The organism is Bradyrhizobium aeschynomenes, assembly GCF_013178945.1.
GTDB classification, from domain to species: Bacteria; Pseudomonadota; Alphaproteobacteria; order Rhizobiales; family Xanthobacteraceae; genus Bradyrhizobium; species Bradyrhizobium aeschynomenes.
The window spans coordinates 168,699-193,776 of record NZ_JABFDM010000008.1 but is presented as its reverse complement, the minus strand read 5'-3'; the positions used below and the strand labels follow the sequence as shown (position 1 = coordinate 193,776).

Genomic DNA, 25,078 nt, shown 5'->3' with positions numbered 1-25,078 from the left:
CATGCTGACCGATCGCCGCCCGATCCTGCTCGCCAATGCGCGCGTGATCGATCCGTCCCGCGACATCGACGGCCCCGGCGACGTGCTGATCGCCGACGGCGCGATCCGCGACCTCAAGCGCGGCATCGGCGCAGCCGGCGTGCCTGAGGGCACCGATGTGATCAACTGCGCCGGCAAGATCGTAGCCCCCGGTCTCGTCGACATGTGCGCCTTCGTCGGCGAGCCGGGCCTCGGCCATCGCGAGACCTTTGCCAGTGCCAGCCAGGCCGCCGCGACCGGCGGCATCACCACCATCATCTGCCAGCCCGGCACCGAGCCGGTCATCGACAATTCGGCGACCGTCGACTTCGTGCTGCGGCGGTCGCGCGACACGGCGATCGTCAACATCCACCCGATGGCGGCGCTGACCAAAGGCCTGCGCGGCGAGGAGATGACCGAGATCGGCCTGCTCCGCGCGGCGGGCGCGGTGGCCTTCTCCAACGGCCACACCAGCGTGATGAATGCGCAGGTGATGCGCCGGGCGCTGACCTATGCCCGCGACTTCGACGCCCTGATCGTGCATCATACCGAGGACCCGAACCTCGTTGGCGAAGGCGTCATGAACGAAGGCGAGTTCGCCTCGCGCCTCGGCCTGCAGGGTATTCCGCCGGCCGCCGAGGCCGTGGTGCTCGAGCGCGACATGCGTCTCGTGGCGCTCAGCCGGGGCCGCTATCACGCGGCTGCACTGAGTTCGGTCGACTCGCTCGACGTGCTCAGGCGCGCCCGCGATGCCGGCCTTTCGGTGAGCGCGTCGGTGTCGATCAACCACGTCACCTTGAACGAGAACGACATCGGCCCCTATCGCACCTTCCTCAAGCTGACGCCGCCGCTGCGCACCGAGGTCGACCGCCGCGCGCTGGTCGAGGCGCTCGCCTCGGGGCTGATCGACGTCATCATGTCCGACCACAATCCGCAGGACGTCGAGGTCAAGCGCCTGCCATTCGCGGAGGCCGCGAGCGGCGCGGTGGGCCTGGAGACGATGCTCGCAGCGTCGCTGCGGCTTGTGCACAGCGGCGAGCTGAGCTGGACCACCTTGATCCGCGCCATGTCGACCCGCCCCGCCGAGCTGCTCGGCCTGCCCGGCGGCACCTTGCGGGCCGGCGCGCCGGCCGACATCATCGTGATCGATCCGGACGTGCCCTGGATTCTCGATCCGGCCGACCTCAAATCGCTGTGCAAGAACACGCCGTTCGACGAGGCCCGCTTCACCGGCCGGGTGGTTCGCACCATCGTCGGCGGTCGCACCGTGTTCGAACATGTCTGACCCGCGTCCTGGCTTAGAACCTGGCGTAGAAGGAGTGGTGTGATGGGATCCGAAGCGTTCCTGCCCGTCGGCCTCATCATCGGCTATCTGTTCGGCTCGATCCCGTTCGGGCTGATCCTCACCAAGCTCGCCGGCACGCAGGATCTGCGCAGCATCGGCTCGGGCAACATCGGCGCAACCAACGTGCTGCGCACCGGCCGCAAGGGGCTTGCCGCCGCGACCCTGCTCGGCGATGCCCTCAAAGGCACGGCGGCGGTGATCCTCTGCGGTTATCTCGGCGGCCCGAATGCCGCAATGATCGCGGGCCTTGGCGCCTTCCTCGGCCATTTGTTCCCGGTGTGGCTGAAATTCCGCGGCGGCAAGGGCGTCGCGGTCTATATCGGTATCCTGATCGGTCTGTTCTGGCCGGGCGCAATCTTCTTCTGCCTGGTGTGGCTCGCGACCGCGTTCGCGTTCCGCTACTCATCACTCGCTGCACTCGTCGCGAGCGTGCTGACACCGATCGTATTGTGGGCTTTCGGTCACACTGCGCTTGCTGCCTTGTTTGCCGTGCTCACCTTGCTGCTCATTTACATGCATCGCGAGAACATCAAGCGATTGCAGGCCGGCACCGAGAGCAAGATCGGCGCGAAGAAGTAGTTGCCCCGGACAATTACGGAAAATTCGTGTTGCACGCTGAACTCACAGAGGCAGCGCTGCAACACCGCTGCGTGATCAGCTAATAAGTCAACGTCGGACTCTGGTGTGAATCATGATTGCCTGTCATGATTCCGGCATCTGATTACGCAAGACCAATTCGAGCGGTTCATCGGCTATGCGCGATGATCGCACTGATGAGGAGTCGGCGCAGCCAATGTCCAATCCGGTCCGCTCGAGCGCCAGCGTCCTCCTCTCCGCGGCTCAAATCTGGTCGACGGATGATCCGTTCGGCGTCACCGGCCGCGTGGCCCAACCGGCAGCGAGCGAGCCTGCGACACCCGTCCCCGCAGCTTCTGTCGACGATCCAATGGCCGACGACGCGCGCATCGCGATGGCGCGCTCGGAGAGCACGCCGTCGGACAACGCCACGCAGGTCGTCGACTCCATCACCGCCGAGACCAAGTCCGCGCCGGCCGATACGCCGGAGCGATCGCTGGCCGAGACCATCGCCAGCGCCACGCTGCCGCCACCGCCGCGGACGTGGCCGCCGCGCAAGCTCTCGCTGGCGCTGCAGGGCGGCGGAACCCTGTCGGCGTTCACCTGGGGCGTGCTCGATCGTCTGCTGGAGGAGCCCGGCTGCGATTTCGACACGATCAGCGGCGCGAGTGCGGGCGCTGTCAACGCTGCCCTGCTGGCCAGCGGACTTGCCAGGAGCGGCCGCGACGAGGCGCGCAGCCGGCTCGCTCTGTTCTGGACCCGCCTCACCGAGGAGGTCTCGTTCCGCTCGCTGATGGTGATCGGCGGATATTCGCCGGCAAGCAGCGCCGTCTCGTTCGGCGCGGGACTGCGCGGCGGACGCGCCGACCCGCTCGATCTCGACCCGCTCCGCGACATCCTCGCGGAGACGATCGATTTCGAGGCCGTGCAAAGCGCAGCCGCACCGCGCCTGCTGGTGGCGGCGACGCGTGTCCGTGACGGCCTGCCGCAGATCTTCCGGAACGGCGAGATCACGCCGGACGTTCTGCTCGCCTCGACCTGCCCTGCCCAGCTGCACGCCGCCGTCGACATCGCGGATGAGACCTATTGGGATGGCGGCTACGTCGCCAATCCGCCGCTGATCCAGATCGCCCACGACTCCAGCGCGGCCGACCTGCTGGTGATCCAGGTCACCCCCGCGCGGGACGGCTACGTGCCGGTGACCTCGGCTGCGATCGATCGCCGCCTCGACCAGATCGCCGCCAACGCCGTTCTCAACGCCGAGCTCGCGGCGCTCGAATGGGCCCGCAGCGACGGTCTGCATCCGCCGCGCGTGCATCGGCTCGCAGCCGACGACGAGATCGAGGCGCTGGCTCAGCGCGATGCGACCGACCTCGGCAGCGACTTCATCGACATGCTGCATCAGCGCGGGCGCGCCGCCGCCGACCGCTGGCTGCGCGAGGCTCCCGTCGGCACCACACCGGCCGTTCAGGACGAGCAGCCGGTGTCTCCTTCGGCACCGGCAGCGCCGGCTCCCGAGCCCCTCCGCGACGTCGCGCCGGCGTAGCGCCCCCTCTTCCCTGCGCTCTCGGGTTGCTCCATGCTGGCCTGCCATGGTGCGGGGGCTTCGCGTGGATGCAATCAACACGACGATCGAGCTGAGCGAGACCGAGCGGCGCGACCGGCTGCGCCTGATCCGCTCCGACAATGTCGGGCCGCGCACCTTCCGGTCGCTGCTCGACCATTTCGGCACCGCGCGTATCGCCCTGGACCGTCTGCCCGATCTGGCACGTCGTGGTGGAGCTGCAAGGGCCGGCCGCATCTGCACGATCGACGAAGCCGAGGCCGAGCTCGACGCCTGCCGGCGATACGGCGTCCAGCTCCGAGCGCCGCAAGAGGACGGCTATCCGCCCCGCCTTGCCACCTGCGACGACGCGCCTCCCCTGCTTGCCCTGCGCGGTGCCCGCACGACGTTGATGCGCCCGATGATCGCCATCGTCGGCTCGCGCAACGCTTCCGCCGCGGGGCTCAAATTCGCCGGCCAGCTCGCCAATGAGATCGGCGAGGCTGGCTTCGTCATCATCTCCGGCCTGGCCCGCGGCATCGATCAGGCCGCCCATCGCGCGAGCCTGTCGAGCGGCACCGTCGCCGTGCTCGCCGGCGGCCACGACCGGATCTATCCGCCGGAGCATGTCGATCTGCTCGGTGCCATCCTCGGCGGCAGCGGCGCCGCGATCTCCGAGATGCCGCTCGGCCACGAGCCGCGCGCCCGCGACTTCCCCCGCCGCAACCGGCTGATATCGGGCGCGTCACTCGGCGTCGTGGTCGTCGAGGCCGCGCATCGCTCGGGCTCGCTGATCACGGCACGCATGGCCGGCGAGCAGGGCCGCGAGGTCTTTGCCGTGCCCGGCTCGCCGCTCGACCCGCGCTCGGCCGGCACCAACGACCTGATCAAGCAGGGCGCCACCCTGGTCACCGAAGCCGCCGACATCATCCAGGCCGTCGGCCCGATCATGGAGCGGCCGCAGCCCCTGCCGTTGCGCGAGCCGGACGAGGACTTGTTCGCGCCGGATCCAGAGAACCACGACCGTGCGCAGATCATCGCCTTGCTCGGCCCGACGCCGGTGTCGATCGACGACCTGATCCGGCTCAGCGGCCTCTCGCCAGCGGTGCTGCGCATGGTGCTGCTCGAACTCGAGCTGGCTGGCCGGCTGGAGCGCCACGGCGGCGGGATGGTGTCGCTGACCTGACTCTCAGTCGGCCTCCCTGCGCGTGTCGAAGCGCGTGCGCGCGTGCTCGATCTGCTCCTGGTGCTGGATGGCCCACTGCCCGAGCGCCTGCACGGGCTGCGACAGGCCGCGGCCGAGATCGGTCAGCTCATAATCCACCCGCGGCGGGATGGTCGGAAACACCGTCCGTGTCACCAGCCCGTCGCGCTCGAGACCGCGCAGCGTCAGGGTCAGCATGCGCTGGGAGATGCCGCCGACGAGGCGCTTCAGCTCGTTGAAGCGCTTCGGCCCGTCCTGCAGCATCATGATCACGAACACGCTCCATTTGTCGCCGACGCGCGCCAGGATCGAGGCCACGCCCCGGCAGTCATTATGATTTGGCTGGGTCGTAAGGTCAGGATCATCGCTGTTCGCAGGTGTCACGGCTGTGCCCGGGTTTCAAGAATGTGCGTTCTTGTGGGGTTACATCACAGTCACTCATAGTGCGCCAGTTACAAACCAATACTGAGGTGACTGACCGATGACCCAACTGCTTCATATCGACTCCAGCGTGCTCGGCCCGAACTCCGTCAGCCGTCAGGTATCCGCCGCGATCGTCGGCCGCTTTCGCCAGATCATTCCGGGGCTGGAGGTGATTTACCGAGATGTCGCAGCCAAGCCGCTGTCGCATCTGTCCAGAACGCATGTCGCCGTCGCTTACGGAGCGCCCGTTGAGGATCCCGCGGTGGAAGCTGATGTCGCTGCCGGACAGGCCGTTCTAGAAGAGTTCCTGGCCGCCGATATCGTCGTGATCGGCGCTCCGATGTACAACTTCTCCATCCCGAGCCAGCTTAAGGCCTGGATCGACCGCATCGCTATCAAGGGTAAGACCTTCAGCTATGGCCCAAATGGCCCGCAGGGTTTGGCCGGTGGCAAGCGTATTATCGTGGCGATCTCGCGCGGAGGCCATTACGGCGCGGACACGCCGATGGCGGCATTCGAACATCTGGAGACCTATTTGCGCAGTGTCTTCAGCTTCATCGGCGTCACGGATCTCGAATTCGTTGCGGCCGACGGTGTCGAGATCGGCCCGGAGCATCGCGAGCAGGCTCTGGCAAAGGCGATTCAAACGGCCGGCGGTCTCGCCGCTTGAGTCCCTCGGTGGCTGCCGCCGGCAGCCACCGCTTTCAATCCCGGGGCAGGTCTCAGACCGCCCATCGACCCGGCCGGTTAACCCCGATAGATCGGCGCACCGGCCGGCGAGCTCGTGGCGCCGCCATCGACGAACAGCTCCTGTCCCTGGATGTGCGCAGCGTCATCCGACGCCAGGAACAGCACGGTGCCCGCGATATGGTCGGGCTCGCCGATGTGGCCGAGCGGCGTGGTGGCAGCAATCCTGGTCTCGAACATCTTCTCGGCTTCTGGTGTGGCGATCGCCGCGCCCCAGATCGGTGTCCGGATGGCGCCCGGAGCGACCACGTTGACTCGGATGCCGCGCGGCGACAGCTCGGAGGCCAGCACGCGGGCCATCGCGCGCACGCCGGCCTTGCTGGCGGCGTAGGCCGAGTAGCCGGGATTGCCCAGCACCGAGATCACCGAACCGTTGAGGATGATCGACGCGCCGTCCTTGAGATGAGGCAGCGCCGCCTGCACGGTGAAGAACACGCCGGTGAGGTTGGTGCGGATCACCTGCTCGAACACCTCCAGCCTGGATGCTCCAGCCGGCGTCGCGCCGGGAATGCCGGCATTGGCGAACAGAATGTCGAGCTTGCCGAAGCGCTCCGCGGCGCGCGCAACCGCCGCCTCCGTTGCCGCGATGTCGGTCGCGTCGGCCACGAGCGCCAGCGCCCTCGGACCGAGCTCCCGCGCCACGCTCTCCAGCCGTCCCGCATCGCGCCCGGTGATCGCGACATTGGCCCCTTCCGCGACGAACCTGCGGGCTGTCGCCAGCCCGATGCCGCTGCTGCCGCCGGTAATCAGTGCCGTCTTGTTTGCAAGCCTCACGCCCGCCTCCATATGGTTGCATTATTAAACCAATAGACGAGATAGCTGATCGGTTTTATAATGCAACCACACAAGCGCGTGATCGAGCCCACGCCCTGGAGGAGCCAGAAGGACGAGGTTCGGGCGCCAGGGAAGAATAAGGACGGCAAGATGGTCAAACGCACGAGCCTCGAGGGAAATCCCTGCCCGATCGCCCGGTCACTGGACGCGATCGGCGACTGGTGGTCTCTCCTCATCATCCGCGATGCATTTCTCGGCATCCGCCGGTTCGGTGCCTTCCAGCGTAGCCTCGGGCTGGCCAAGAACATTCTGACGGTGCGGCTGCGCGCGCTGGTCGATCGCGGCATCCTCGCCACCGAGCCGGCCGCCGATGGCAGCGCTTATCGCGACTACGTGCTGACTCCGAAAGGCCGCGGGCTGTTTCCGATCCTCGTCGCGCTGCGGCAGTGGAGCGAGGAATTCGACGAGCATCCGGACGAGATTGCCACGGTGCTGGTGGACCGGGCCCACCGCCGGCCGGTGCGCAAGCTGCTGCTATGTGCCGATGACGGCACACCGCTGGCGCCTGGCGAGACCATGCTGGCGCCGCGATGAGCGCGGGCCGGTCAGCAGAGCCGGTGCTTGCTCCGAAGCCTGAGATGCTCTTCGGCTTCCAGGTTCGCCATCCGCAGCAGGTAGTCGAGCATGTCGAGGTTATGGCGCTGCGCCAGCTGCGAGAGGCCGGCCGTCACCTCGGCGATCAGTGCCGCCGCCGCGTCGGCATCCTCTACCGTCGCCTCGACGTCCGGGTCGCGTTTGTCCGCTGCCTTGGCCAACGCCTCTATCCAACGTCGAGATTCCGACGAAAAACATCATAAAAAGCGCATGGTTCCTGCAGCGCTCCCTACAACCTGATAGGTACTTCGCCGATTCAACGCAATCGGCTTTCAACACCCCTCGATTTGACAGGAACCTCCTCACCACCCATGTTCGGATCAACGGCCCGAGCGCGAATCCCGCGAAACCGGCTTCAATCCTTCCACTAAGTCATTGGAAATACATGAACATCGTCATCGTGGAGTCGCCTGCCAAGGCCAAGACGATCAATAAGTATCTGGGCTCCTCCTACGAGGTTCTGGCCTCGTTCGGCCATGTCCGCGACCTCCCCGCCAAGAATGGTTCCGTCGATCCGGATGAAAATTTTCGGATGATCTGGGAAGTCGATCCCAAAGCGGCAGGCCGGCTCAATGACATCGCCAAGTCCCTGAAGGGCGCGGACCGTCTGATTCTCGCCACCGACCCTGATCGCGAAGGTGAGGCGATCTCCTGGCACGTGCTGGAAGTCCTGAAAGAGAAACGCGCGCTCAAGGATCAGAAGATCGAGCGCGTCGTCTTCAACGCCATCACCAAGCAGGCCGTCTCGGAGGCGATGAAGCACCCGCGCCAGATCGACGGTGCGCTGGTCGACGCCTACATGGCGCGCCGCGCACTGGACTACCTCGTCGGCTTCACGCTCTCTCCCGTGCTGTGGCGCAAGCTGCCGGGCGCGCGCTCGGCCGGCCGCGTGCAGTCCGTGGCGCTGCGCCTCGTCTGCGATCGCGAGATGGAGATCGAGAAGTTCGTGCCGCGCGAATACTGGTCGCTGATCGCCACCTTGGCGACGCCGCGCGGCGACACGTTCGAAGCGCGCCTCGTCGGCGCCGATGGCAAGAAAATCCAGCGGCTCGACATCGGGACCGGAGCGGAAGCCGAGGATTTCAAGAACGCGCTGAACGCCGCGAGCTACACCGTTGCGACCGTCGATGCCAAGCCGGCGCGGCGCAATCCGCAGGCGCCCTTCACCACCTCGACCCTGCAGCAGGAAGCCAGCCGCAAGCTCGGCTTCGCGCCGGCGCACACGATGCGCATCGCGCAGCGCCTCTATGAAGGCATCGACATCGGCGGCGAGACCACCGGTCTCATTACTTACATGCGAACCGACGGCGTGCAGATCGACGGCTCCGCGATCACCCAGGCGCGCAAGGTGATCGGCGAGATCTACGGCGACAAATACGTGCCGGACAGCCCGCGGCAATACCAGACCAAGGCCAAGAACGCCCAGGAAGCGCACGAGGCGATCCGCCCCACTGACCTGTCGCGCAAGCCGGCCGAGCTGCGCAAGCGGCTCGATGACGACCAGGCCAAGCTCTACGAGCTGATCTGGACGCGCACCATCGCGAGCCAGATGGAATCCGCCGAGCTCGAACGCACCACCGTCGACATCGTCGCCAAGGCAGGCGCGCGCACTTTGGAGCTGCGCGCCACCGGTCAGGTGATCAAGTTCGACGGTTTTCTCGCGCTGTATCAGGAGGGCCGCGACGACGAGGAAGACGAGGACGGCCGCCGCCTGCCGCAGATGAGCCCGAACGAAGCGCTGAAGCGGCAGAATCTCGCCGTCACCCAGCACTTCACCGAGCCGCCGCCGCGCTTCTCCGAGGCCTCGCTGGTCAAGCGCATGGAGGAGCTCGGCATCGGCCGTCCTTCGACCTATGCCTCGATCCTCCAGGTGCTGAAGGACCGCGGCTATGTGAAGCTCGAGAAGAAGCGGCTGCATGGCGAGGACAAGGGCCGCGTCGTGATCGCATTCCTGGAGAACTTCTTCCGCCGCTATGTCGAATACGATTTCACGGCGGACCTGGAGGAGCAGCTCGACCGCATCTCCAACAACGAGATCGCCTGGCAGCAGGTGCTGAAGGATTTCTGGACCGGGTTCATCGGCGCGGTCGACGACATCAAGGACCTGCGCGTCGCGCAGGTGCTCGACGCGCTCGACGAAATGTTGGGTCCGCACATCTATCCGCCGCGGGAGGATGGCGGCGACGTCCGGCAGTGCCCGACCTGCGGCACCGGGCGGCTCAATCTGAAGGCCGGCAAGTTCGGCGCCTTCGTCGGCTGCTCGAACTATCCGGAATGCCGCTACACCCGTCCGCTCGCCGCCGACAGCGAGGCGACGGCCGATCGCGTGCTCGGCCAGGATCCGGACACCGGCCTCGACGTGGTCGTCAAGGCCGGCCGCTTCGGCCCCTACATCCAGCTCGGCGAACAGAAGGATTACGCCGAGGGCGAAAAGCCGCGGCGTGCCGGCATTCCCAAGGGAACCTCGCCTGCAAGTCTCGAACTCGAGGACGCCCTGAAGCTGCTGTCGCTACCGCGTGAGGTCGGCATTCATCCGGAGACGGGTCTGCCGATCATCGCCAATCTCGGCCGCTTCGGGCCGTTCGTGAAGCACGACAAGACCTATGCGAGCTTGGAGGCCGGCGACGAGGTGTTCGACATCGGCCTCAACCGCGCCGTCACATTGATCGCCGAAAAGGTCGCCAAGGGACCGAGCAAGCGTTTTGGTGCCGATCCCGGCAAGGCGCTGGGCGATCATCCCTCGCTCGGACCGGTCGCCGTGAAGGCCGGCCGCTACGGCGCCTATGTCACCGCGGGTGGCGTCAACGCCACCATCCCGGGCGACAAGGAGAAGGACACCATCACGCTCGCCGAGGCGATCGCGCTGCTCGACGAGCGCGCGGCCAAGGGTGGCGGCAAGGCCAAGGCGCCGAAAAAGGCGGCGAAGCCCAAGGCGGCCACCAAGCCCAAGACCGGCGGCGACGACGACACGCCGAAGCCGGCGAAGAAGGCCGTGGCGAAGAAGGCGGCCACCAAGCCGAAATCAGACTCCACCAGCAAGGCGCGTGCGCCGGTTGCCAAGGCCGCCAAGACATCGGCCAAGCCCGCGACCAAGGCCACGCCCAAGAAGAGCGCCGGCAAGGCCCGCGGATGAGAAAATGACCAAAAAGCGCGACATCGGCTTCCCTCCGCGGGAGGCCATCGTCGCCTTCATCCGCGCCAATCCGGGCAAGGTCGGCATCAAGGACATCGCCCGCGAATTCGGCCTGAAGAACGCCGATCGCGCAGCACTCAAGGAGCTGCTGCGCGAGCTCGTCGCGGAGGGCACCGTCAAGAAAGGCGGCCGCAAGACGATCGTCGAGTCCGCGACGCTGCCCGCCACCCTGGTGGCCGATATCACCGGCCGTGACAGCGATGGCGAGCTGATCGCCAAGCCCGCCGAATGGGACGAGGCCGAACAGTCCGAGCCGCCGCGCATCCGCATCTATGCCTCTCGCCTCGCAAAGCCCGGCGCCACCGCCGGCGTTGGTGATCGCGCCCTGCTCCGCGTCGAGCCGATCCAGGATGCCGAAGGCGTCGCCTATCGCGGCCGCGTGCTCAAGGTGCTCGACCAGGCGCGCAATCGCGTGCTCGGCATCTTCAAAAGCAATCCCAACGGCGGCGGTCGCCTGATCCCGGTCGACAAGAAGCAGGCGGGACGCGAACTCTCGATCGCGCCCGGGGACACCAGGGACGCGAGGGACGGCGACCTCATCAGCGTCGATCTCTTGCGCGGCCGCGGCTACGGCCTGCCGGCCGGACGGGTAAAGGAGCGCTACGGCTCGGTCGCGACCGAGAAGGCGATCAGCCTGATCGCCATCCACGCCCACGAGATCCCGATGGACTTCTCGGCTGCTGCCGTTGCGGAAGCCGAAGCGGCGCAGCCCGCGACCCTGAAGGGCCGCGAGGATTGGCGCGAACTGCCGCTGGTCACGATCGACCCGCCCGACGCCAAGGATCACGACGACGCCGTTCATGCCGAGCCGGATCCCGATCCGAACAATGTCGGCGGCTTCATTCTCCACGTCGCGATCGCCGACGTCGCCTACTACGTGCGGCCGGGTTCAGCGCTCGATCGCGACGCGCTGATCCGCGGCAACTCGGTGTACTTCCCCGACCGCGTCGTGCCGATGCTGCCGGAGCGCATCTCCAACAATCTGTGCTCGCTGGTGCCGGGCGAAGCGCGCGGTGCGCTCGCGGTGCGCATGGTGATCGGCGCCGACGGCCGCAAGCGCTCGCATTCGTTCCATCGCGTGCTGATGCGCTCGGCCGCGAAGCTGTCCTACGCACAGGCGCAGGCCGCCATCGACGGCAAGCCTGACGACGTGACGGGTCCGCTGCTCGAACCGATCCTCAAGCCGCTCTATGCGGCCTACGAGGTCGCCAAGCGCGGCCGCGACGCCCGCGATCCGCTCGACCTCGACCTTCCCGAGCGCAAGATCCTCTTGAAAAAGGACGGCACCGTCGACCGCGTCGTCGTGCCCGAGCGCCTCGACGCGCACAGGCTGATCGAGGAGTTCATGATCCTCGCCAACGTCGCCGCGGCGGAAGCGCTGGAGAAGAAGGCGCTGCCCCTGATCTACCGCGTGCATGACGAGCCGACGGTCGAGAAGGTGCATGCGCTGCAGGACTTCCTCAAGACGCTCGACGTGCCCTTTGCCAAGTCGGGCGCGCTGCGGCCGTCGCTGTTCAACCGCGTGCTCACGCTGGTCGCCGGTCAAGACTACGAGCAGCTCGTCAACGAGGTCGTGCTGCGCTCTCAGGCGCAAGCCGAGTACTCCTCGGAAAACTACGGGCATTTCGGCCTGAACCTGCGCCGCTACGCGCACTTCACTTCTCCCATTCGCCGCTACGCCGACCTCGTCGTGCATCGAGGCCTCTTGCGTGCGCTGGGCCTCGGCGACGGCGCCCTGCCCGACAGCGAGACGCCGGATCATCTGGCGGAAGTCGCGGCGCAGATCTCGGTGACCGAGCGCCGCGCAATGAAGGCCGAGCGAGAGACCGCCGACCGGCTGATTGCGCACCACCTCGCCGATCGCGTCGGCGCCACCTTCCAGGGCCGCATCTCCGGCGTCACCCGCGCCGGTCTCTTCATCAAGCTCGACGACACCGGCGCCGACGGCCTGGTTCCGATCCGAACCCTCGGCACGGAATATTTCGACTATGACGAGGTGAGGCATGCGCTGATCGGCCAGCGCAGCGGTGCCATGCACCGGCTGGGTGACGTCGTCGACGTGCGTCTGGTAGAAGCTCAACCGGTAGCCGGTGCGCTGCGCTTCGAGCTGCTGACCCAGGCCGACGTGTTGGTCTCGCGGCATCCGCGCGGCGCGGGACCCAGGCGCAAGACTACCGTCGGGACGAACGCCAAGGCGAGCAAACGGAGCAAGTCCGAGGCTCGTCCAAAACATAAAGAAAAGAGCCGTAAGAAAAGCCAAAAGGCAGGGGCAAAACGCAAGCCCGGCACATCGAAGAAAGGCAGATCATGGACGCCATGAGTTCAACGCCCCGCGCATTGCCGCAGACTTTGCCGCAGACCTGGACGCGCGACGCCGGCGCCGTCGAGAAGCGCGACGTCTGGACGGCGATGAAGCACGGCCTCCGCGGCCGCTGTCCGCGCTGCGGCGAAGGCAAGCTGTTCCGCGCCTTCCTGAAGGTCGCCGACAATTGCGATCGCTGCGGCCAGGATTTCTCCGGCCACCGCGCCGACGACCTGCCCGCTTATCTCGTGATCGTCATCGTCGGCCATATCATCGTGCCGCTGGTGCTGTCGGTCGAGACCAACTACGCGCCGCCGGTCGCGCTGCAACTCGCGATCTATCTGCCGGTGACCTTGATCTCGTCGCTCGCGCTGCTGCAGCCCGTCAAGGGTGCCGTCGTCGGCCTGCAATGGGCCTTCCGCATGCACGGCTTCGACGACAATCCGGTGGAAGGCATTCCGCCGGTGTAAACGGCTCCATCAACTAATAAGAAAACGCGGGGAGGACATGAGCGATACGACACAGGCGACCAGCGCGCCGGCGGGCAAGCCCGCCGAGAAGGAAGCGGACCACCATCCCTACACCAAGCCGCGCGATGCCGCGACCTTGATCCTGGTCGATCGCAGCGGCGCGGTGCCGAAGGTGCTGGTCGGCAAGCGCCACGACAAGGTCGTGTTCATGCCCGGCAAGTTCGTCTTCCCCGGCGGCCGCGTGGACAAGACCGATCACCGCATTCCCGTCGCCGCCCCCATGCCGGCCGAGCTCGAAGCCAATCTGTTCAAGGGCAAGCCGCAGACGACGGCCTCGCGCGCGAAGTCGCTGGCCGTCGCCGCGATCCGCGAGGCCTGCGAGGAGACCGGCCTCTGCCTGGGACGCAAGGTCGACGGCTCCCCGCCCAAGCTCGACGGTCAGCTTAAAGGTCCTTGGGCGCCGTTCGCCGAAGCCGGCCTGCTGCCCGATCCCTCCGGTCTGTTCCTGATCGCCCGCGCCATCACCCCGCCCGGCCGCATCAAGCGCTTCGACACCCGCTTCTTCACCGCCGACGCCTCCGCCATCACCCATCGCGTCGACGGTGTCATCCATGCAGATGCCGAGCTGGTCGAGCTGGTCTGGGTCGAGCTCGGCTCCAAACCGCTCGCCGACCTGCATCCGATGACCAAGAACGTGCTCCACGAGCTCGACAAGCGCTTGGCCACCGGCCCCCTGCGTCACGATGCGCCCGTGCCGTTCTTCCACTTCTACGGCGGCAAGATGCAGAAGGACGTGCTGGGCGGGTGAGCTGAACGGGACTAGACTGACTGCGTTCATCGGAGAGCCGATCCATGACGCAGTCCCGCCGCCTTTTGCTCGCCTCCACCGTACTGATCGCCCTTGCCTCCGCGCCGGCGCATGCCGAGCTCGACGTCTCAGCGCTGAAGAGCACCATCGCCGCCTCGCTCGAACGCGACTACCCCGCCCTCGACGAGCTCTACAAGGACCTGCACGCCCACCCGGAGCTGGCCTTCCAGGAGGTGAAGACCGCGGCAAAGCTCGCGGAGCAGATGCGCGCGCTCGGCTTCGAGGTGACGGAGAAGGTCGGCAAGACCGGGCTCGTCGCGCTCTACCGCAATGGCCACGGCCCGACCATCATGGTGCGCACCGAGCTCGATGCGCTGCCGATGGAGGAGAAGACCGGCCTGCCCTATGCGAGCCGTGACAAGGCCAATTGGGACGGACGCGAGACCTTCGTCGCGCATAGTTGCGGCCACGACGCCCACATGGCGAGCTGGGTCGGCACGGCCAGGACGCTGGTCGGCCTGAAGGACAAGTGGAAGGGCACGCTGATGTTCATCGCGCAGCCGGCGGAAGAGATCGTCGCGGGCGCCAAGGCGATGCTGGCGGACGGCCTGTTTACGCGCTTCCCGAAACCCGATGTCGGCTTCGCCCTCCATGATGGCGACTTCGCCTACGGCTCGCTGACCTATCGCGTCGGGATCGGCTCCTCCAACGTGGATGGGCTGTTCATTCGTTTCCACGGCCGGGGCGGCCACGGCGCGGCGCCGCATCAGACGATCGATCCGGTGATGATGGCTGCGCGCTTCGTGGTCGACGTGCAGAGCGTGATCAGCCGCGAAAAGAATCCGACCGAGTTCGGGCTCGTCACGGTCGGCGCGATCCATGGCGGCACCGCCGGCAACATCATTCCCGACAACGCATTCGTGGTCGGCACCATCAGAACTTTCAAGCCGCAGGTGCGTGCGAGGATCGTGGCGGGCATCGAGCGCACGGCGAAAGCCGTGGCGACCATGGCGGATGCGCCGCCGCCGCAGATCGAGATCACCGAGGGCGCCAAGGGCGTCATGAACGATTCAGCTGTCGTCGCGACGGGCGAGAAGGTGCTGCGGGCGGCCTTCGGCGACAAGCTGATGCTGGTTCCGCCGACCACCACCAGCGAGGACTATTCCGAGTTCGTGGCGGCCGGCGTGCCCTCCATGTTCTTCGGCATCGGGGTCTACGAACCCGAGCGCGTCGCCGCCGCCCGCAACGGCAGCGGCCCGCCGCTGCCGCCGAACCACTCCCCGCAATTCGCGCCGGTGCCGAAGCCGACCATCGAGACCGGCGTCACGGCCATGACGCTCGCCGTACTCTCGGCGTTCGACGAACGCGCACGGGGGAATTAGGCTGAGCGGCCGCGCAAAGGCTTCTGATCGCCGCGTGCCTTGAGTTGAGATGGAGGTCCTGCCCCACAAGAAGTGTCGTCCCGGACAAGCCGTGACGCGCGTCGCGCGACGCGGCGCCGATCCGGGACCCATATCCCGCGGCGGACGTGATGGGCACCAATGCCAATGACCAGCCGGCCTCGAACTCCTCCCTGGGGGTATGGATCCCGGCGTTCGCCGGGACGACAGCGTTATTTTGATTGGCTGGTCGGCCAACATTGGCATGCGCAGGCTACGCGCGAGATGAAAAACGAAATCGTGTTCTGCGGCGAGTTGCTGACATGCGGTCACGAGGTTCCTATCTCCTCAAAGACAGCAACCATCCGCGGACGCTCCCCATGCTCCCTCGTCAACTCAAGCTCGGCGCGTTCATGCGCCCGGTCTCGATCCACACCGGCGCGTGGCGCTATCCCGGCGCCTGGCCGGATGCCAATTTCAATTTCGGCCATCTCAAGCAGCTGATCCGCAAGCTCGAGGCGGGCAAGTTCGACGCCTTCTTCATGGCCGATCATCTCGCCGTGCTCAACATGCCGATCGATGCGCTCAAGCGCAGCCACACCGTGACCTCGTTCGAGCCGTTCACGCTGCTGTCTGCGCTGTCGGCCGTCACCGAGAACATCGGCCTGATCGCCACGGGCTCCACCACGTTCGACGAGCCCTATCACGTCGCCCGCCGCTTCGCCTCGCTCGACCACATCTCCGGCGGCCGTGCCGGCTGGAATATCGTGACGACGTCGAACCCCGATGCGGCGCTGAATTTCGGCCTCGACGATCACATGGAGCATGCCGAGCGCTACAAGCGCGCGCGCGAGTTCTACGACGTCGTCACCGGCCTGTGGGATTCCTTCGCCGACGATGCCTTCGTGCGCGACGTCGAGAGCGGGCTGTTCTTCGATCCCCAGAAGATGCACGTGCTCGACCACAAGGGCAAATATCTGAAAGTCCGCGGCCCGCTCAACATCGCCCGCCCGGTGCAGGGCTGGCCGGTGATCGTGCAGGCCGGCGCCTCCGAGGATGGCAAGCAGCTCGCCGCCGAGACGGCGGAGGCCGTGTTCACCGGCGGCGGCAGCCTCGCGGACGCACAGAAGCTCTACGCCGACATCAAGGGCCGCATGGACAAGGTCGGCCGCAATCCGGAGCATCTGAAGATCCTGCCCGGCGCCTTCGTCGTGGTCGGCGACAGCGTCGAGGAGGCCAAGGAGAAGCGCGCTCTGCTCGACAGCAAGGTCCACTACGACAGCGCCATCGCCTCGCTCTCCGTCATCCTCGGCACCGATGCCTCCGGCTTCGATCCGGACGGCCCGCTGCCCGAGATCCCCGAGACCAACGCCTCCAAGAGCGGCCGCCAGCGCCTGGTCGACGTCGCCGCCCGCGACAAGCTCACCGTGCGGCAGCTGGCGCAGCGGGTCGGCGGCTATGGCGGGCTCGCCTTCGTCGGCACGGCAAAAACCATCGCCGATCAGATGCAGGACTGGCTGGAAAGCCGCGGCTCTGACGGCTTCAACATCATGTTCCCGTTCCTCCCGGCCGGGCTGGACGACTTCGTCGACAAGGTGATTCCCGAGCTGCAGCGCCGCGGGATCTTCCGGACGGAGTATGAAGGCCCCACTTTGCGCGACAATCTCGGCCTGCCACGGCCGAAAAACCGGTTCTTCCCGGCCTAGAGGCGCAGATTCTGCCCTGCAAACCTTGACTTTGGGAGCCGGCTGGGTAGGTTGCCGGCCAACGGCGCCCCCTCTTTGGCCGGTGCCCACCCCCGATCCCGATACCAGAGGTTCAAGACATGGCCAAAGCGGTCACCATCAAGGTCAAGCTCGTGTCGACCGCCGACACCGGCTTCTATTACGTCGCCAAGAAGAATTCGCGCACCATGACCGACAAGATGGTCAAGAAGAAGTACGACCCGGTGGCGCGCAAGCACGTCGAATTCCGCGAAGCCAAGATCAAGTAAGATCGCGGATCCGCTTACGACTTCCACGGGGCCGTTTCGGCCCCGTTTTTTATTGCGTATTGCGCCTCGGACCTTGGAGCCGGCTCCCTGCCCCTGTCCGCTGCACCCCGGTCACATTCCCCCATCCGTTGAAATTCGGATTCCGGCCGTAAGGAACCATCAACCAAACCCGTGCAATTCTGGGGTAACGAGGCACCCGGCAGCGGGGCTTCTCCCTTGCGTATCGATTGACGGGCGGACCACCGATGACCGATCTGGCGACTCTCCAATCCCGTCTCGATTTCATCGGCATCGACAATGCGACCAGAGAGCACTTGCGCGAGCTGCGGCCCCTGATCGGCAAGGTGCTGCCCGGACTGCTCGATCAGTTCTACGCCCACGTCGGCAAGGTCCCGTCGCTCGCCAAGATGTTCTCCGGCCAGGCGGCCATGCGGCATGCCCATAAGGCCCAGTTCGACCACTGGATGTCGCTGGCCACGGCCAAGTTCGACGACGCCTATGTCAAATCGGTGACCCGGATCGGCCTCGCCCATAACCGGATGGGGCTGGAGCCCCGCTGGTACATCGCCGGCTACTCGCTGATCGTCACCGGCCTGCAGAAGGCGATCGAGACCGAGCTCTCCGACGGCTGGTTCGGCGGCCAGGCCGCCCGCGAGAAGAAGGCGGCGTTGCAGGCCGCGATCACCAAGGCAGCCATGATCGACATGGACCTCGCGATCTCGGTCTATCTCGACGCCGCCAAGACCGAGCAGCACGTCGCCATGCAGCGCATGGCCGATGAGTTCGAGTCGACCGTCGGCCAGATCATCAACAAGGTTCACGCCGACGCGCGCAGCCTCGAGATCTCCGCCAATACCCTGAGCAAGACCGCCGAGCAGACCCAGCAGCTGTCGACCAGCGCCGCGGCCGCCTCCGGCCAGGTCTCGGCCACCGTGCAGTCGGTCGCATCGGCGGCGGGAGAGATGACGTCCTCCGTCCACGAGATCGGCCGCCGCGTCACCGAATCGACCAGCATCGCCAAGGAAGCGGTGCGCCAGATCGAGCAGACCGATGTCGGGATCAGCGAATTGTCGCGCACGGCCGAGCGCATCGGCGACGTGCTGAAGTTGATCACCTCGATCGCCGCCCAGACCAATTTGCTCGCCTTGAACGCCACCATCGAGGCGGCGCGCGCCGGTGATGCCGGCCGCGGCTTTGCGGTGGTCGCCTCCGAGGTCAAGGCGCTGGCGTCGCAGACCGCCAAGGCCACCGAGGAGATCGGCCAGCAGATCGAAGGCATCCAGAACGCGACGCAGTCCTCGGTCGCCTCGATCAAGCAGATCGGCGGCACCATCCAGCACATCTCGGAGATCGCGGCCGGTATCGCCGCCGCCGTCGAGCAGCAGGGCGCGGCGACGGGCCAGATCTCGCGCAACGTCCAGGAGGTCGCCGGCGGCACCGCCCGCGTCGCAGGCAACATCGGCGACGTCAGCAAGGGTGCCGACGCCACCGGCTCCGCCTCCTCGCAGGTGCTCACGTCAGCGCACTCGCTGTCACGCGAGAGCGATCGGCTGAAGGACGAGTTGGAGAAGTTCTTGCGGAAGGTGCGCGCCGCGTAAGCTGCGCGGCGACTACATGCCGTGGCTCTGGAACACCGCCGAGCAGCGCTTGCTCAGCTTGGCGCGGTTCTGCATCAGACAATTCTGCACGCCGAAATCGTCGCCGAGCTGAGCTCGACAGAAGCGCTTGGCGTCGGGCGCGCACGCCTTCTGCTCCTGCGGCGTGCCCATATGGCCCTGCGCCATGGCATAGGACGGCAGGACAGACAATACGGCAACCGCGAACATCAGCTTTGTCATTGGGGCTTCTCCTTGGGCCCCAGACAAACGTCCGCAGCGTCGGGCGGTTCCGGCGGAACTCCGGCGGCAGCCGACGCCTCCGCGCCCGCTGCCCGAGACCTAAGCGAGCGCCCGCGCCAGTGCGGCGCGAGCCAGCAGTCGCGTTGAGTCCAGGGTCGGCAATGGCGAATTGCTGTCGTCGATGATCAGCGGGATCTCGGTGCAGCCGAGCGCGACGGCGTCGCAGCCTTTCGCCTTCAGCCGCGCGATGATCGCCTGAAACGCCGCGATCGATCCAGGCTCGAAGCGGCCGTCAACCAGCTCGTCCATGATGATGCTGTTCGCCGTGATGCGGTCGGCCTCATCCGGACGCTCGAAGCTGAGGCCATGCGCACTCAGGCTGTGGGGATAGACGTTGCTGTCGACGAGCCATCGCGTGCCGGTGATCCCGACGCGCCGATAACCGCGCCTGACGGCCTCCTTCGCCACCTCGTCGGCGATATCAAGCCATGGCAGGGGTGAGCGCGGCAGCACCAGCGGCAACGCCTGGTGGATGGTGTTGTCCGGGCAGATCAGGAAATCCGCGCCCGCCGCGGCGAGCTTGCGTGCGGAGGCCAGCATGAGTTCGGCCACACCGGCGAGATCGCCGCGGTCGAGACAGACGACGTAGTCGGCAAGCGACGGCGTATGCATCGATACCTCGGGATGCCCGTGCGGTCCGAGCCGGTCGGCGCCCTCCTTGCAGATCGTGCGATAACACAGCGCCGCGCCCTCGGCGGAGCAGCCGACGATGCCGATATGTTGCGTCATGTGTCGTGTCCTCCTCTCATGGCGCCGCCATGATAGCGCAGGCTGCGTGAACGTGAGCATCATATGAAGATGCGACGCATGACCTCCCCTCCGTCATTGCGAGCGCTCGCAATGACGCTGGAGCAGGCAGCGCGGCGCACTCATAAGGCGCGTCACCTGAGACAAGCGGCGGCAGCGCCAGGGCAGACCATGCGGATCCACCCTGCCGAAACATCTGCTCGCGTCGATTGTCGCAGCTACATCACGCCGCGGGACATCATGGTATTCGCCATGTCGTATCTGAGACGCTCCAGGGCGCGGTGGGCTGCGAGATGGTCGAGGTCGCCTTGCGAGAGCCCGATGTCGATCAGCTGTGCCTCGCTCAGGTCCCGCAAGTGGAGTCTCATTCTCCGGCGCCGGCGGCTGTCCTGAAACGCGTGCCAGGAGCGTGCAATCAGTCCGAACAGCCGCGGAGCCGCCAAGCCCGGCGGCCCCGCTGCATTCTTTTCCGACGACGCGTCGCGCAGCACCATGGCGGATGCGTCTGGGCGCGGCGCGGCTGGCGCCTGGAGCGCCGCGTTCTTCACCAATGTGAGGGGACGATTGCGCATGGCGGCATCGCGCGCGATCTCGGCGGTGAGATGGGTCTGAGGTGGCATCGGTCGCTCCTGCTGCGTGATGCCGGCAGGACGCGTGGCCAAACAAAAAGGCCCCGTCCGATGCCGGCGGGGCCTGGTGGAATGATCGTGTCGTCGAAAACCTAGCGCACGACTCCTCCCACGGCCCGGCTGCAGCGGGTCGTATGTTTGCGGTTGGAGCGGCGCACGACGTTGATCATGGTTGGTGAGTACCATGGTGATTGATTGAGATCAAGCATGTAGTTCCAGCGTCCGCGGATGAGCAGCTATGCGAGGCTTTTTCTGCCAACCCTTCACAAACGACGCCTAGCAAAATGCTGTTCAAGAGAGCCTCCATCTCTCCTCCGTCATTGCGAGCGCAGCGACGCAATCCAGAGTCGTGTGCGAGACTCTGGATTGTTTCGCTTCGCCCGCGACGACGTCTTGGCGACCATCTCACTATTCGATTGGCCGACCGCCCTGTTGCATCGTCACGGTCCGCGACCGGCTATATTCCCCTGCGCGAGACCAGATATCGCGGGTCGTGCCTCAAGCTATCGAGGGTCTGCAGTGCGGCAATGTGCTCGATCTCGGCACGGGTGATGCCGATATCGGTGAGCTCGCGTTCGCTCAGCTCGTACAGACTTGTCCGCACATACTCGCGGCGTCGCCACGCCTGAATGACGCGCCAGCACCAACCGATCAGGCGGATGATCAGCCAGGTCGGCGTCGCCGGCGGACCGGCCGCGTCCTTTTCCGACAACACCTCTCGCAGGGCTGCGATCGACGCTTCGGACTGCGTCGATGGCTGCACGCTGCTGATCGCGCCGGTGACTGATGCGATCGAGAGATCGACGTTGAGCCCCGACACGTGCGCAGCGTCGATGGTCGAATGGGTCTGGTGGGGTGGCATGCTCCGCTCCTGCTATTGTGCCGGCAGGGAGCAAAGGCCAAACGAAAAGGCCCCGTCCGATGCCGGCGGGGCCTGGTGAGAACATCGCGTCGTCGATCTCCTAGCGCGCGACTCCTTCCATGGCCCGGCCGAAGCCGGTCATGTGATCGAAGTTGACGATGCGGATCGATGTGCTCATGAGACCTGGATACCACCGGTATCGGATGAAATCAAGAGATGTCCCGCATGACGGCACATCTCTGACGGGAGTATTTCGAGCTGATGACTTTGCGACGTGTCGTAGGGCGGATTAGCGCCAGCGTAATCCGCCATTTCACGGCCGTACAAGCGGCGGATTACGCTCCGCTAATCCGCCCTACTGACCTATAGAGCCTCTTGAATCAACCTCGTGAATTCAAATCTCGCGACCAGCCCGCCGAGGGATGCAGATGACCAAGCAGAGCGTCCACGACCTCGCCCAAGCCTGGATCGACTATCATCGACTGTCCCCAAGCGAGGCGAACGGCGGACAGCTCGTTTCCGCGTGGGAAGCGTTGGATGCCCTCGTCCGCGACCAGCCCGAAGTCGCCTGGCCGATCATTCAACAGTTGTGGATGCTCGACCCGTCGGACCGCATACTAGCCCTGATCGCCGCTGGACCCGTTGAAGACCTGTTGTGCCACCACGGCCCCGACTTCATCGGCCGGATCGAGCAGCTCGCAAACCAGGACGCGGTCGTGAGGAAGATGCTCGGTGCCGTCTGGGGACAAAGCCGCATGGTCGACGACGTTTGGCGAAGACTGAAAGCCGTTGCAGGCCCGAGCTTCTAGCAACGACAATCGCTCCCAAGCCGGATGGGTATCCTGCTGATAAAGCCCCGATGGGTTTCTTGGGATAACAATTCCATCCAGCGCCCATGGCGCCCGGACCGTCCTGCTCCAGCAAACTAACTTCTCAAACGATCTCAACGCGATCGCGTTCGTCAGCTATCCGGCTGCGATTTTTGACTTTCGCTTTTCCGAAATTCATGATATCTCCTGAACATCCCACCTCGCCATGAGGGGCGCATCGCGATCGTCACGAGCGTGAGGTGGGTTGCGGTGGGCGTGTCGGGGTGCAGCGTGGTTGATCCGCGCGGACGAACACCCTGACGCGCACGGTGAAGCCGTGTGGTCCTGGCCTCCCGACGCTGAGGCCAAGCCGGCGCTGCGACGAGCGCGCTGGTGACGGGGGCAAGACAGCCGGTCCCCGGGGAGAGCACGGAGTAAGCCGTAAAGCCATCGCGCAGGGAGGGCCGGATGTCCGGTCCGTACCTGTGGTTCTGCCGCGTGCTTTTTTTGCTGCACGCGGACCATGGGTGCGACCAGCACCCGGCCTTCCCTGCGCCCTCTGTTCTCGAAGAGGGTTTTTGATGGGCACAACTCGGGCGCGGAGGCGCGGCGAGGATGAGACGCCGTGTGTGGAAGGATGTCGCTACACACTCGCCGTCATTCCGGGGCGCGACGCAGTCGCGAGCCCGGAATCCATAACCACGAGCCGTGGTTTGGCGAAGGCAGCCGCCACTGGCACCTCGCGACACAGAGCCGTTCGTGGCTATGGATTCCGGGCTCGCGCTACGCGCGCCCCGGAATGACGTGTGGAGAGGGTATGGCCGCTCGCGATCAACGCAGTCGGAGTGATAGAGCGGCGCAGCGCCCCTGCCCTCTATCTTCCCCTGCCCGCGGCCTGCGGCAGGAACGGCGCCGGTGGATGCACCGGCGCGATCGCGACAGCTCGGTTGCGGCCTTCGTTCTTGGCACGGTACAGCGCAGTGTCGGCGCGCTTCATGACGTCGGCGATCGGCTCACCCTTCTGCTCCAGGGTGGACAGCCCGATCGAGACCGTGACCTCGATGCGCTTCTCGCCCTTGTGCACCGAGAACGGCTCGTTGGCGACGGAGCGGCGCAGGCGCTCGGCAACCATGCCGGCGACGTGCAGGTCGGTCTCCGGCATCACGATCACGAACTCCTCGCCGCCATAGCGGCACGCGAGATCGATGCCGCGGATCGACTTGCGCACGCGCATCGCGAACTCGCGCAGCACGTCGTCGCCGGCATCGTGGCCGTAATTGTCGTTGATCGACTTGAAGTAGTCGATGTCGAGCATCATCAGCGCCAGCGGCTTGCCGCGGCTCGCCGCCTGGTCGGCGAGCGTCGACAGATGCGTCTCCATGTAGCGGCGGTTGTGCAGGCCCGTCAGCGCGTCGGTGATCGCCATCTCGATCGAGTTCTGGACGTTGTCGCGCAGATGATCGGTGTAGCGGCGCTTGCGGATCTGGGTACGGGCGCGGGCCAGCAGCTCGTTCTTGTCGACCGGGCGCAACAGGTAGTCGTTGACGCCGATCTCCAGTCCGCGCAGCAGCCGCGAATTGTTCTCGGCCTCGGCGATGGCCAGGATCGGCACGTGACGCGTGCGCTCCAGCGAGCGCAGCTGGCTGCACAGCCGCAGGCCGTCGAAATCATTGAGGTCGAGCGAGACGATGACGAGGTCGTAATTGCCCTCGGCGGCGTTGAACACCGCCTCCGACGGATTCGGCTCGACGTCGACGGCATGCTCGGTCGCCAGCATCGGCCCGAGCCGCTCGTAGGACGACGGCCGGTCGTCGACCAGCAGGACCTTGCCGCCCCGGCCGGCGTCGGCGACCGCGCTGCGCTCCGGCGCCTGGACGCCGATCTCGAGCGAGGTGAGCGCACGCATGCGCAGCTCGTCGGTCATCATCTTCAGCCGCGTCAGCGAGCGCACGCGGGCGATCAGCACCACGTCCGACACCGGCTTGGTGAGAAAATCGTCGGCGCCGGCCTCCAGGCCGCGCACACGGTCGGACGGGCTGTCCAGCGCCGTCACCATCACCACGGGAATGAAATGCGTCGCCGGGTTCGACTTCAGCCGCCGGCAGACCTCGAAGCCGTCCATGTCCGGCATCATGACGTCGAGCAGGATGATGTCGCATTCGGCGCGCTGGCAGATCTGCAGCGCCTCGGCGCCGTTCGAGGCGGTCAGCACGTCGAAATACTCGGCCGACAGGCGCGCCTCCAACAGCTTGACGTTGGCGGGGACGTCGTCGACCACAAGGATGCGCGCGGACACTGCAAAAACTCCTCAGCCGATAAAACGTCGCACGGTTTCAATGAATTTTCCGACCGAAATCGGCTTGGAAAGATAGGCTTCGCAGCCACCCTCGCGGATGCGCTCCTCGTCGCCCTTCATGGCAAAAGCGGTCACCGCGACCACCGGGATCGCGCGCAGATCGGGATCGTCCTTGATCCATTTCGTCACCTCCAGGCCCGAGACCTGCGGCAACTGGATGTCCATCAGGATCAGATCGGGGCGAGTCCGGCGCACGATGTCGAGCGCCTCCACGCCGCTGGAGGTGCCGGACGTCTGGTACCCGTGGGCTTCCAACAGATCGCGGAAGAGCTTCATGTTGAGCTCATTGTCTTCCACGATCAGGACGGTCTTGCCCATCCGCCCCTCCGAATCACTGACACCGGCATG

General features: G+C 66.0%; 24 protein-coding genes. 15 read left to right on the top strand and 9 right to left on the bottom strand.

The features are described 5' to 3' along the window. Position 1: 1 nt before the first annotated feature. The 4 genes from HL666_RS23305 to dprA all read left to right on the top strand — a co-directional run bounded on the left by HL666_RS23305 (position 2) and on the right by dprA (position 4,668). Positions 2-1,303, top strand: a complete 1,302-nt coding sequence (locus HL666_RS23305) for a dihydroorotase (protein ID WP_172114005.1) — start codon at positions 2-4, stop codon at positions 1,301-1,303. Between the two features lie 42 nt (positions 1,304-1,345). After that, a complete protein-coding gene (plsY, locus tag HL666_RS23300) occupies positions 1,346-1,942 on the top strand; it encodes a glycerol-3-phosphate 1-O-acyltransferase PlsY (RefSeq protein ID WP_172114004.1) in 597 nt (198 codons plus the stop codon). Between the two features lie 214 nt (positions 1,943-2,156). Beyond that, a complete protein-coding gene (locus HL666_RS23295) occupies positions 2,157-3,485 on the top strand; it encodes a patatin-like phospholipase family protein (protein WP_172183850.1) in 1,329 nt (442 codons plus the stop codon). 64 nt (positions 3,486-3,549) lie between these two features. Then, positions 3,550-4,668 (top strand): DNA-processing protein DprA, encoded by a 1,119-nt coding sequence (gene dprA / locus HL666_RS23290; protein WP_172183848.1) that lies wholly within the window; start codon positions 3,550-3,552, stop codon positions 4,666-4,668. 3 nt (positions 4,669-4,671) lie between these two features. Here dprA and HL666_RS23285 read toward each other — a convergent pair whose 3' ends face one another. After that, positions 4,672-5,070: a winged helix-turn-helix transcriptional regulator gene (locus tag HL666_RS23285; RefSeq protein ID WP_172114001.1), complete on the bottom strand. Its 399-nt coding sequence runs from the start codon at positions 5,068-5,070 to the stop codon at positions 4,672-4,674. 97 nt (positions 5,071-5,167) lie between these two features. Between HL666_RS23285 and HL666_RS23280 the strand changes: the two genes are divergently transcribed. Beyond that, positions 5,168-5,779: an FMN-dependent NADH-azoreductase gene (locus HL666_RS23280; protein ID WP_172114000.1), complete on the top strand. Its 612-nt coding sequence runs from the start codon at positions 5,168-5,170 to the stop codon at positions 5,777-5,779. 77 nt (positions 5,780-5,856) lie between these two features. Here HL666_RS23280 and HL666_RS23275 read toward each other — a convergent pair whose 3' ends face one another. Continuing rightward, positions 5,857-6,630 carry an SDR family NAD(P)-dependent oxidoreductase gene (locus tag HL666_RS23275; protein ID WP_172132748.1) on the bottom strand — a complete coding sequence of 258 codons (774 nt, stop codon included), beginning with the start codon at positions 6,628-6,630 and terminating at the stop codon, positions 5,857-5,859. A 150-nt stretch (positions 6,631-6,780) separates the two neighbouring features. On the opposite strand from HL666_RS23275, the gene HL666_RS23270 reads away from it, so the two are divergent. Further along, positions 6,781-7,224: a winged helix-turn-helix transcriptional regulator gene (locus HL666_RS23270; protein WP_172113998.1), complete on the top strand. Its 444-nt coding sequence runs from the start codon at positions 6,781-6,783 to the stop codon at positions 7,222-7,224. 11 nt (positions 7,225-7,235) lie between these two features. On the opposite strand, the gene HL666_RS23265 is transcribed toward HL666_RS23270, so the two are convergent. Beyond that, entirely contained in the window at positions 7,236-7,445 is a 210-nt protein-coding gene (locus tag HL666_RS23265; RefSeq protein ID WP_172113997.1) for a hypothetical protein, read from the bottom strand. 224 nt (positions 7,446-7,669) lie between these two features. Between HL666_RS23265 and topA the strand changes: the two genes are divergently transcribed. The 8 genes from topA to HL666_RS23225 all read left to right on the top strand — a co-directional run bounded on the left by topA (position 7,670) and on the right by HL666_RS23225 (position 19,027). Further along, a complete protein-coding gene (topA, locus tag HL666_RS23260) occupies positions 7,670-10,417 on the top strand; it encodes a type I DNA topoisomerase (protein WP_172113996.1) in 2,748 nt (915 codons plus the stop codon). Positions 10,418-10,421: 4 nt separating this feature from the next. Continuing rightward, positions 10,422-12,797, top strand: a complete 2,376-nt coding sequence (rnr, locus tag HL666_RS23255; RefSeq protein WP_172183846.1) for a ribonuclease R — start codon at positions 10,422-10,424, stop codon at positions 12,795-12,797. Further along, complete coding sequence (locus tag HL666_RS23250) at positions 12,794-13,249, top strand: DUF983 domain-containing protein (RefSeq protein ID WP_172132750.1); 456 nt, start codon at positions 12,794-12,796, stop codon at positions 13,247-13,249. The genes rnr and HL666_RS23250 overlap by 4 nt, the downstream gene beginning before the upstream one ends. A 37-nt stretch (positions 13,250-13,286) precedes the next feature. Further along, the gene (locus HL666_RS23245) at positions 13,287-14,057 is read left to right on the top strand and encodes an NUDIX hydrolase (RefSeq protein ID WP_172132751.1); all 771 of its coding nucleotides are present in this window, start codon (positions 13,287-13,289) and stop codon (positions 14,055-14,057) included. A gap of 44 nt (positions 14,058-14,101) precedes the next feature. After that, positions 14,102-15,439 (top strand): amidohydrolase, encoded by a 1,338-nt coding sequence (locus HL666_RS23240; protein WP_172183844.1) that lies wholly within the window; start codon positions 14,102-14,104, stop codon positions 15,437-15,439. 377 nt (positions 15,440-15,816) lie between these two features. Beyond that, positions 15,817-17,142, top strand: coding sequence for an LLM class flavin-dependent oxidoreductase (locus tag HL666_RS23235; RefSeq protein ID WP_172183842.1), 1,326 nt, complete (start codon positions 15,817-15,819; stop codon positions 17,140-17,142). A 119-nt stretch (positions 17,143-17,261) separates the two neighbouring features. After that, complete coding sequence (gene rpmG / locus HL666_RS23230) at positions 17,262-17,429, top strand: 50S ribosomal protein L33 (protein WP_015666342.1); 168 nt, start codon at positions 17,262-17,264, stop codon at positions 17,427-17,429. Positions 17,430-17,674: 245 nt separating this feature from the next. Further along, positions 17,675-19,027 (top strand): globin-coupled sensor protein, encoded by a 1,353-nt coding sequence (locus tag HL666_RS23225; RefSeq protein ID WP_172183840.1) that lies wholly within the window; start codon positions 17,675-17,677, stop codon positions 19,025-19,027. Positions 19,028-19,039: 12 nt separating this feature from the next. On the opposite strand, the gene HL666_RS23220 is transcribed toward HL666_RS23225, so the two are convergent. From HL666_RS23220 to HL666_RS23205, 4 genes are all read right to left on the bottom strand, one after another. Further along, on the bottom strand, positions 19,040-19,267 hold the full coding sequence (locus HL666_RS23220) for a hypothetical protein (protein WP_172113988.1): 228 nt from the start codon (positions 19,265-19,267) through the stop codon (positions 19,040-19,042). Positions 19,268-19,366: 99 nt separating this feature from the next. Continuing rightward, entirely contained in the window at positions 19,367-20,056 is a 690-nt protein-coding gene (locus tag HL666_RS23215) for an aspartate/glutamate racemase family protein (RefSeq protein WP_172183838.1), read from the bottom strand. 236 nt (positions 20,057-20,292) lie between these two features. After that, complete coding sequence (locus tag HL666_RS23210) at positions 20,293-20,694, bottom strand: YjiS-like domain-containing protein (RefSeq protein WP_172132755.1); 402 nt, start codon at positions 20,692-20,694, stop codon at positions 20,293-20,295. 466 nt (positions 20,695-21,160) lie between these two features. Then, positions 21,161-21,565 (bottom strand): DUF1127 domain-containing protein, encoded by a 405-nt coding sequence (locus HL666_RS23205; protein WP_172113985.1) that lies wholly within the window; start codon positions 21,563-21,565, stop codon positions 21,161-21,163. 428 nt (positions 21,566-21,993) lie between these two features. Here HL666_RS23205 and HL666_RS23200 point away from each other — a divergent pair, with 428 nt between their 5' ends. Beyond that, positions 21,994-22,374, top strand: coding sequence for a DUF6869 domain-containing protein (locus HL666_RS23200; protein WP_172183836.1), 381 nt, complete (start codon positions 21,994-21,996; stop codon positions 22,372-22,374). Positions 22,375-23,248: 874 nt separating this feature from the next. Here the strand turns inward: HL666_RS23200 and HL666_RS23195 are convergent. Beyond that, positions 23,249-24,670, bottom strand: a complete 1,422-nt coding sequence (locus tag HL666_RS23195; RefSeq protein WP_172113983.1) for a PleD family two-component system response regulator — start codon at positions 24,668-24,670, stop codon at positions 23,249-23,251. Between the two features lie 12 nt (positions 24,671-24,682). Further along, positions 24,683-25,048 (bottom strand): response regulator, encoded by a 366-nt coding sequence (locus HL666_RS23190; protein ID WP_008964019.1) that lies wholly within the window; start codon positions 25,046-25,048, stop codon positions 24,683-24,685. Between the last annotated feature and the right edge of the window lie 30 nt (positions 25,049-25,078).